This is a genomic window from Alkalithermobacter paradoxus (assembly GCA_002029295.1).
In the GTDB taxonomy this organism is placed as follows: domain Bacteria; phylum Bacillota; class Clostridia; order Peptostreptococcales; family Peptostreptococcaceae; genus Alkalithermobacter; species Alkalithermobacter paradoxus.
In genome coordinates, this window is sequence record MZGW01000001.1 from 541,153 (window position 1) to 549,428 (window position 8,276).

The 8,276-nt window shown below is 29.6% G+C and carries 11 protein-coding genes; 5 read left to right on the forward strand and 6 right to left on the reverse strand.

The window, feature by feature from the left end; translation table 11 throughout:
- Positions 1-20 precede the first annotated feature (20 nt).
- From CLOTH_RS02880 to CLOTH_RS02890, 3 genes are all read left to right on the forward strand, one after another.
- The gene (locus CLOTH_RS02880) at positions 21-236 is read left to right on the forward strand and encodes a hypothetical protein (protein ID WP_079411019.1); all 216 of its coding nucleotides are present in this window, start codon (positions 21-23) and stop codon (positions 234-236) included.
- A gap of 41 nt (positions 237-277) precedes the next feature.
- A complete protein-coding gene (locus CLOTH_RS02885; RefSeq protein ID WP_331721975.1) occupies positions 278-571 on the forward strand; it encodes a spore coat protein in 294 nt (97 codons plus the stop codon).
- A gap of 176 nt (positions 572-747) precedes the next feature.
- Positions 748-1,260 (forward strand): prepilin peptidase, encoded by a 513-nt coding sequence (locus tag CLOTH_RS02890; protein WP_079411021.1) that lies wholly within the window; start codon positions 748-750, stop codon positions 1,258-1,260.
- A 104-nt stretch (positions 1,261-1,364) separates the two neighbouring features.
- On the opposite strand, the gene CLOTH_RS02895 is transcribed toward CLOTH_RS02890, so the two are convergent.
- The 6 genes from CLOTH_RS02895 to CLOTH_RS02920 form a co-directional block, all read right to left on the reverse strand.
- Positions 1,365-2,633, reverse strand: coding sequence for a replication-associated recombination protein A (locus CLOTH_RS02895; protein WP_079411022.1), 1,269 nt, complete (start codon positions 2,631-2,633; stop codon positions 1,365-1,367).
- Between the two features lie 70 nt (positions 2,634-2,703).
- Positions 2,704-3,483: a GTP-sensing pleiotropic transcriptional regulator CodY gene (gene codY / locus CLOTH_RS02900; RefSeq protein WP_079411024.1), complete on the reverse strand. Its 780-nt coding sequence runs from the start codon at positions 3,481-3,483 to the stop codon at positions 2,704-2,706.
- A 124-nt stretch (positions 3,484-3,607) separates the two neighbouring features.
- The gene (topA, locus tag CLOTH_RS02905) at positions 3,608-5,674 is read right to left on the reverse strand and encodes a type I DNA topoisomerase (RefSeq protein ID WP_079411026.1); all 2,067 of its coding nucleotides are present in this window, start codon (positions 5,672-5,674) and stop codon (positions 3,608-3,610) included.
- Positions 5,675-5,709: 35 nt separating this feature from the next.
- Complete coding sequence (gene dprA, locus CLOTH_RS02910; RefSeq protein ID WP_079411028.1) at positions 5,710-6,801, reverse strand: DNA-processing protein DprA; 1,092 nt, start codon at positions 6,799-6,801, stop codon at positions 5,710-5,712.
- 20 nt (positions 6,802-6,821) lie between these two features.
- Complete coding sequence (locus tag CLOTH_RS02915) at positions 6,822-7,016, reverse strand: hypothetical protein (RefSeq protein ID WP_079411030.1); 195 nt, start codon at positions 7,014-7,016, stop codon at positions 6,822-6,824.
- Positions 7,017-7,115: 99 nt separating this feature from the next.
- Positions 7,116-7,298, reverse strand: a complete 183-nt coding sequence (locus CLOTH_RS02920; RefSeq protein ID WP_079411032.1) for a hypothetical protein — start codon at positions 7,296-7,298, stop codon at positions 7,116-7,118.
- A gap of 114 nt (positions 7,299-7,412) precedes the next feature.
- On the opposite strand from CLOTH_RS02920, the gene CLOTH_RS02925 reads away from it, so the two are divergent.
- Both CLOTH_RS02925 and CLOTH_RS02930 read left to right on the forward strand, forming a co-directional pair.
- The gene (locus tag CLOTH_RS02925; protein ID WP_079411034.1) at positions 7,413-7,622 is read left to right on the forward strand and encodes a hypothetical protein; all 210 of its coding nucleotides are present in this window, start codon (positions 7,413-7,415) and stop codon (positions 7,620-7,622) included.
- Positions 7,623-7,709: 87 nt separating this feature from the next.
- Entirely contained in the window at positions 7,710-8,201 is a 492-nt protein-coding gene (locus CLOTH_RS02930) for a hypothetical protein (RefSeq protein WP_079411036.1), read from the forward strand.
- The last annotated feature ends 75 nt before the right edge of the window (positions 8,202-8,276 follow it).

Below are 8,276 nucleotides of genomic sequence, written 5' to 3' on the forward strand. Positions count from 1 at the left end.
TTTCAAACGGAGGTATGATTATGAATTTTAATACTAGTGGAAACAAGCAAATTGAAAGCAATAATCTAAAAGTGCTTCAAGATCAATTAAACTATGAATGTATGATGAATAAAAAATTTAGACAATACGCTGATTACTGTACAGATTCTTCTTTAAAATCTTTATGTAATCAAGCAGCTGATACTCACAAGCAAAACTTCAACAGTCTTAAATCTTATTTAGAATCTCATCAGTAATCATTTATAGATAAAATCATAATCTTTATGGAGGGATAATAATGAATATAATGAACAATGGAAGTACGGGGAGCTTTACAGAAAAAGAACTCATGAATGACTTATTAGCTTCTGAGAAACAGGTTATATCTGCATACAGTACAGGTATAACTGAATCTTCTTGCCAAAACCTTAGAAATACTTTGATGGATAACTATAAAAATGTTCAGGATATTCAATATAAAGTATTTGACGCTATGAAACAAAAAGGTTGGTACCAAACTAAAGATGCACCAACTGAAGATGTTAACCAAGCTAAATCATCTGCAAATCAAATGGCAAATGAATTAAGATAACTTTCAAAAAAGAACCTTGATTAATCAGGGTTCTTTTTTTGTGTATAGTACTTTTTACATATCTTCTTTTATCACTTTTATATCATAAATTAATATATTGTATTAAGGACTCAAGCAAAAGGAGGGAGTTCCTAGATTATAATAAATTAAACATAGAGTAAAAGGTGGTGAACCGTATGGCTGATAACGTTATTACTTTATCTATCATCATATTCGTAATTATAGTTTCCTATTTAAATTTAAGGTTTAACAAAGCATACAACTTTATTATCCTCATATTTTGTATTTTAGGCTTTCTAGTAAATATATATTTCAATGGACTTGAAGGCTTCATTTCATCAATTCAAGGTATGATTACAGGCTTATTGTTACTTATAATACCATTTTCTCTAGGATGGTTAGGTGATGGAGATGTTAAGTTGGTTGCAGCTTTGGGTTCTTTCATAGGTTCTAGCATGATAATGTATTCTATTCTTTACGGACTAATATTTTTTGCAGTAGTAGTATCTATCTACTTAATTATAAAGAAAAGATTTAAGATATTTTTGAGGCAGGCATTTTTGACTTTATTATATATAGGCACTCCTTCTAAAATAAACTTGATAGAGTCTAGTGGATACCCTCCTATTTGGCTATTCTTAGCTCTTGGAACTTTATCTTACTGGATATATTGCACTTATATGCTATAGACAAAGGATTATAGATTAATAAGGCTAAATTCTATTATTACAAATTGTTTTAAAATTAGTAAAGGATGACTTGGATCATCCTTTGTTTTAGGTAACAAAACTTCTTACTTATTTCTTATACTTTTTTGATACTGAACTATATTTTGCTCCATTTTGTTTTTTCCTGGAATATAGTATCTTGCATCTTTGATATTATCAGGAAGATACTGCTGATTTACATAATTATTATCATAGTTATGAGGATATTTATATTCTACTCCTCTTCCTAATTTTTCCGCTCCTAAGTAATGTGCATCTTTAAGATGCTTTGGTATATCCCCTACATCATTAGTTTTTATGTCTTGGATTGCTTTGTCAATAGCATTCATTGCTGAATTTGACTTTGGAGATGTAGCTAAAACTAATGTAGCTTGTGCTAAAGGTATTCTAGCTTCTGGAAATCCTAGTTCTTTAGCAGCATCTACACATGATTTAACTATTGTAATAGCATTAGGATAAGCCATTCCTACATCTTCACAAGCTATTACAAGTAGCCTTCTACATATAGTGATTAAATCCTGTGCTTCAACTAACCTTGCAAGATAATGGATAGAAGCATCAGGATCACTTCCTCTTATAGACTTTTGAAATGCACTTATAGTATCATAATAATCATCTTTAAATTTGTCAAAATTGACGACTTTATTCTTGAAATTTTGCTTTATTGAATCAATATTGATATACAGATTCCCATCTTCATCTGGAGCTGTAGAGTATATAGAAAGCTCAAGAATATTTATTGCTCTTCTTAAGTCTCCATTACTTAATGTAGCAATATAATCTAGTATATCATCGTCAAATTCTATTTTTGTATCAAAGTCTTTCTTAGCTATATCTAATCCTCTATAAAGCCCCTTTATTATATCTTCTTTTGATAAATACTTGAACTCAAATATATTAGATCTGCTCAGAATTGCTTTATGTATATGATGGTAAGGATTTTCTGTCGTACTTGCTATTAAAGTTATTTTTCCACTTTCAATAAATTCTAGCAAATACTGCTGTTGCTTTTTATTAAAATACTGTATCTCATCTAAATACAGTAGTATTCCATTTCTACAAGTCAAATCATCTGAGTTTCTCAATATTTCTTTCACATCTTCTAGTGATGCAGTAGTAGCATTTAGTTTATATATTTTTTTATTGGTTTTGTTAGCTAGTATATTTGCAACAGTAGTCTTACCAGTACCTGGAGGACCAAAGAATATCATATTTGTCATGTACCCATTAGATATAATATTTTTTAGGATGCTGTTTTTACCTAGTAAATGATTTTGACCCACTACTTCTTCTATACAAGTTGGCCTTAACTTATCTGCTAGTGGTTTGTTCATAATCTATCACTCAGCTTTCTCTAATCTCATTAAACTATAAAAACTACCTATAAGTAGGTAGTCTTTAAATTTATTTTTTTAGTTTTTGAAGTTCTTCAGTTAACTTATCGTTTAGTATTTTTATGTGTGTACCCTTCATACCTAACGATCTAGACTCTATTACTCCTGCACTTTCGAACTTTCTTAAAGCATTAACTATAACAGATCTTGTAATTCCTACTCTATCAGCTATTTTACTTGCAACTAATAGACCTTCATTTCCTTCAAGTTCACTAAATATATGTTCTACAGCTTCAAGTTCTGAATAAGATAAAGTTCCTATAGCCATTTGAACTACAGCTTTTTTTCTCATCTCTTCTTCCATTTCTTCGCTTTTAGCCCTAAGTATTTCAAGTCCTACAACAGTAGCACTATACTCAGCTAAAACTAAATCTTCCTCAGTAAATTTATTATCGTATCTTGAAAGTATCAATGTTCCTAATCTCTTGCCACTACCTACAATTGGTACTATTGTAACAAATTTATTATAACTTTGAACATCTCCTTCAAATAGTTCAAGTAATTTCTCCTGAGTTACATTTTCTATACTTTCTGATATTTTTAATATGTTTTCATTGTATTTTTGTGGTAATCTTTCTTCTCCACTTGTTTCGTCTATGAAAACTGGGCTATCAGATATATGAGTTAAATTAACTCCTAGTACCTTCCCTTTAGCATTTACTATATATACGTTTGAATTCAATACTTCTCTAAGCGTTTCACTTAGCTCTGAAAAAGAAACTGGGCTACTACCGGACTTTTGAAGTATGCCATTTACTCTCCTAGTTCTCTCTAGCAATGTGCTAGTCATGTATATTCCTCCTTTAATATTTCTATATCAATTCAAGTGTTAGAATTTTTATAATATTTACTATAGTATACAAGACACAAGTGAAATATTATCATAATTAATATTATTTATCAACAAAAATATGTTAAATTTCGACTTTTTTTTCAAAATCACATTCTTTGTTAGGACATACTATCTTCTTGCCTTTTTTATTTTCTTTATATACTAGATATTCTCCGCATTTTTCACATTTTTCGCCAGTTGGCTTATCCCAAGATACAAAGTCACAATCAGGATATTTAGAACATCCATAGAATATTTTTCCCCTTTTACTCTTTCTTATTATGATTTCTCCATCTTTACACTTAGGACAAGTTATGCCGATTTTATTAAGTAGTGGTTTAGTGGTTTTGCATTCAGGATAATTCTTACATGATACAAATTTTCCAAACCTGCCATACTTTATGACCATAGGAGATCCGCATTTTTCACAATTTTCACCAGTTTCTTCTTCTATAGACACTTTCTCTATTTTTTCTTCTGCTAATTCTATAGCTTCTTTTAAAGGAGTATATACATCTTCTACTACCTTCTTCCACTTTAGGTCGCCTTCTTCTACCTCATCTAGCATACGTTCCATTTCAGCTGTGAAAGCTACATCTATAAATTTATCAAAATTTTCTTTCATTATTTCTGTAACTAGTATTCCTATCTCTGTAGGATAAAAGCTATTTCCTTGTTTTTGTACATATTCTCTTGCTACAATGGTTGCGATAGTTGGAGCATATGTACTTGGTCTACCTATTCCTAGTTCTTCTAAAGTTCTAACAAGTGTAGCTTCTGTATATCTAGCTGGTGGTTGGGTAAAATGTTGCTTTGGTAAAATCTCTTTAACTTCTAGATTCATACCTTCTTCAATATGTGGAAGGGTCTTATCCTCACTAGTTGCAAACGAGTATACTCTTAAAAATCCATCGAATTTAAGCTTAGATCCTGTAGCTTTAAATGTATAGTTACCTATTTGTCCATTTACAAGATAGCTATCATATACAGCATCTTTCATTAAACTTGCAACAAATCTTTCCCATATCAATTTATATAACTGATATTGCTCTTTATTCAAGGATTCTTTTATATCATCTGGAATTCTATTTATAGACGTAGGTCTTATAGCCTCATGAGCATCTTGCACCTTTTTATTGCTAGTTTTTTTATCTTTAACTCCACCGTAGTATTCACTTCCTATATTATCTACTATATATTCTTTTCCTTTTTGTACAGCTTCATCTGATATTCTTTGTGAGTCTGTTCTTATATATGATATTAATCCTACTGTTCCTTCTCCCTTTATTTCTATACCTTCGTATAGCTGCTGGGCTACCATCATAGTCTTCTTTGTAGAAAATCCTAATTTATTAGAAGCCTCTTGCTGTAACATACTAGTTGTAAATGGTTTAGGTGGAGATTTCTTTCTTTCTTTAACTTGGGTACTTGTTATTTGTAGTTTTTTATCTTTTATATTATCTAAAATATTTTCTACTTCATTGCCACTTTTAAGTTCAACCTTAGAATCTCCTTCTCCATAGAACTTAAATTCAACTTCTTCTTTAGATAAGGTTTCACAAAGTAAATTTATATTCCAGTATTCTTCAGGTATAAAATTTTTTATTTCTTCTTCTCTATCGCATATTATTCTAGTTGCAACAGATTGTACCCTTCCAGCACTAAGCCCTTTTCTAACCTTTTGCCAAAGAAGTGGACTTATCTTATATCCTAACAATCTATCTAAAACCCTTCTTGCTTGCTGAGCATCTACAAGGTCTTTATTTATTTCTCTAGGGCTTTTTATAGCCTTTTTTATGGAATCTTTAGTTATCTCATTGAATTCTATTCTACATTTTGCATCTTCATTTAGATTTAGTATATGAGCTAAATGCCAAGATATAGCTTCTCCTTCTCTATCAGGGTCAGTTGCTAAAAACACTTTTTCAGCTTTTTTTGCTTCTTTTTTTAGTTCATTTATTACAGGTCCTTTTCCTCTTATATTTATATATTGAGGTTCAAAATTATTATCTATATCAACCCCTAATTTACTTTTAGGTAAATCTCTAATATGTCCTACTGACGCTTTAACAGTATAATTTCTACCCAAAAACTTCCCTATAGTCTTAGCTTTAGCTGGAGACTCAACTATAACTAAATTCTTTGCCATCAAATACACCCCCAAAAAAAATCTACATTTCATCATTATGTGTTTATAGTATATATTTTATTTCCTAAGTCCATTACTATACCTTTTATTTCAAGAATATTCAAAATTCCTAGTATATCTTTTATGTTTATATTAGTATAGCTTGAAATTAAATCTACATGCAAACTACCATATTTTTTTAATATATTAGTTACAGTGCATTCATCATTTTCTAGACTTAAGATATTATCTTCATTTATATTACTATCAATTTCAATATTATATTCTTGCAATATATCTTCAATAGAAGTAACCATTTTAGCCCCTTCTTTTATAATCTTGTTACATCCACTGCTCATAAATGAATTAATATTACCAGGAACAGCAAATACATTTTTTCCATGCTCTAAAGCATAATCTACCGTTATTAATGCACCACTTTTTTGAGCTGCTTCAACAACTAACACACCATCAGAAATAGCACTTATTATTCTATTTCTCATTGGAAAATATGCAGGCTTTGCACCTAACCCTAATGGATATTCTGAAATTATAGCACCACCACTTCTTACTATTTCATCTATAAGCTTTATATTTTCTTTAGGATAAGGCTTATCTATAGATGATCCTAGTACCCCTATGGTATTGCTCTTTCCTTTCAACGCTCCTACATGACTATAATAATCTATTCCTAAAGCCAGTCCACTAACAATATTTATTCCTATATTAGACAGTTCTTCGCTTATCTTCTTTGCACACCATGTTCCGTATCCACTTGCTTTTCTTGATCCTACCATAGCAATAGAAAAGTCATCTATTATACTTTCATTTCCCTTCACAAAGATAACATACGGAGGATCGTATATATTTTTTAATTTATTTGGATACCTACAATCATTTAAAGTTATGTATTTTATATCTTTTTCTTTCAATTTTCCTTTTATTTCATCTAAATAACTTAAACCTCTATATTGTACTATACTTTCTTTTATTTTTGAACTTATATTTGGAATTTTGTAGATATCGCATTTCTCTGCCTCCCATATATTTTCTATATTTCCCTCTAGATATTCTTCTAGCTTTTTTATGGTTTTGTATCCTATTCCATTTATATACCAAAGCAGTAAATATGTATCATCTCTATTCATATATCCTCCAACAATATATCCTAGTTCATGTTGTTTTTAAGCATTTCTAACTTAGCTACTAGACATTCGCTTTTTTCTCCATAATTTTCAGTATAGTATTTAACTAAATTCTCTATATGATCTATGTTTTCACTTTTTGTACTTAATGCATCATTTAATATATTAGAAATTGAAGAAAATAAAATATATTGTATTGTTGTATTTATGCTTTCCATAACTTTCCTCCTGTAAATTTAATACAACAATAGTATTTACATTTTTAATGCCAATATATACCTAAAATAAAATCTACATCACGAAGATGTAGATTTTTACTATCTATTATACATCCATTTTATCTTGTTTAATGTCTCGTTTTCTTTTTCTATTTCTTCTTCTCTTTCAGTTATAACTTCTGCTATTGCTGATTTTATTTTATCAGCTGTTAGATTTTCATCTTCTTTAAGTCCTGCTTTGTCAAGCATTTCAATTATTTCTTTTTTGTCTAAACTGCTCATAATATCACCTCTTCTTTTTAATTATTTTTGACTGTAGATAAGTTATATATTCTATCTATTTTAAATTATCGATTATTGGGCAAAATAAGAAAAATTAAAGGAAGGAGAATATATATGCCGGAAATGAATTATTTTAAAAATAAATCCATAAAAATTGTTAAAACAGATGGTTCTAATAATTATATAGATAAAGAAACTTCATCTGAATCTTACGAAGAAATGCAAAGTATTGATTATAGCAAAAATAAAATTGCAAATTCAATTAACAAAGAAATGAAGGAATCCTTGCTAGATATTTTAGATGATAAAATAATAGGGGATTAGAAAGAAAATGCAGCTAATTTTTTAAACTTAGCTGCATTTTTTTAGTTTAAAACATAGAATGTATAAAACAATAACGGGGGTGTGCAAGTGAAAAAGTTTGGGTCTTTTAGTGGAAAAATCACTATGATTAATGATTTTTTAATAGATCAAAGTGGTATGGGGTTAGGGTGTTATAAATTAATGTCTGTAGAAAATGATGATGGATCAATAGTGAACTTTGTAATATCGCCAGATACTTATTTTGTGGATCGTGTAACTGTAAGGGTAGGGGATAAAGTGACTGGGTATTACGACGCAAATGCTCCTGTTCCTCTTATTTTTCCACCACAATATAGAGCTCTTGTCATGGTCAAAAATACACCATACCAAAATGTTAAGGTAGACTATTTTAATGGAGAACTTATTAGCAGCGATAATACTCTAAGATTAATCCTTTCTCCATATACGATGATAGTTTTAGAGAATGATCAATTTTTTAATAGAATCCCTATAAATAGAAATTTAATCGTTATATATAAAGCTAGTACAAAGAGTATACCAGCTCAAACAGTACCATACAAAATTATAGTTATGTGTTAAGATAGACAAGGATTTTTCCTTGTCTAAAATTATATTATGTGCCACAGAATGTTCTATAAGTACAAGCTGATGGCC

Excerpts from the sequence above, each read along its gene's own strand:
- CLOTH_RS02880 (WP_079411019.1), top strand. The coding sequence starts at position 21 with ATGAATTTTAATACTAGTGGAAACAAGCAAATTGAAAGCAATAATCTA.
- CLOTH_RS02885 (WP_331721975.1), top strand. The coding sequence starts at position 278 with ATGAATATAATGAACAATGGAAGTACGGGGAGCTTTACAGAAAAAGAA.
- CLOTH_RS02890 (WP_079411021.1), top strand. The coding sequence starts at position 748 with ATGGCTGATAACGTTATTACTTTATCTATCATCATATTCGTAATTATA.
- CLOTH_RS02895 (WP_079411022.1), bottom strand. The coding sequence starts at position 2,633 with ATGAACAAACCACTAGCAGATAAGTTAAGGCCAACTTGTATAGAAGAA.
- codY (WP_079411024.1), bottom strand. The coding sequence starts at position 3,483 with ATGACTAGCACATTGCTAGAGAGAACTAGGAGAGTAAATGGCATACTT.
- topA (WP_079411026.1), bottom strand. The coding sequence starts at position 5,674 with ATGGCAAAGAATTTAGTTATAGTTGAGTCTCCAGCTAAAGCTAAGACT.
- dprA (WP_079411028.1), bottom strand. The coding sequence starts at position 6,801 with ATGAATAGAGATGATACATATTTACTGCTTTGGTATATAAATGGAATA.
- CLOTH_RS02915 (WP_079411030.1), bottom strand. The coding sequence starts at position 7,016 with ATGGAAAGCATAAATACAACAATACAATATATTTTATTTTCTTCAATT.
- CLOTH_RS02920 (WP_079411032.1), bottom strand. The coding sequence starts at position 7,298 with ATGAGCAGTTTAGACAAAAAAGAAATAATTGAAATGCTTGACAAAGCA.
- CLOTH_RS02925 (WP_079411034.1), top strand. The coding sequence starts at position 7,413 with ATGCCGGAAATGAATTATTTTAAAAATAAATCCATAAAAATTGTTAAA.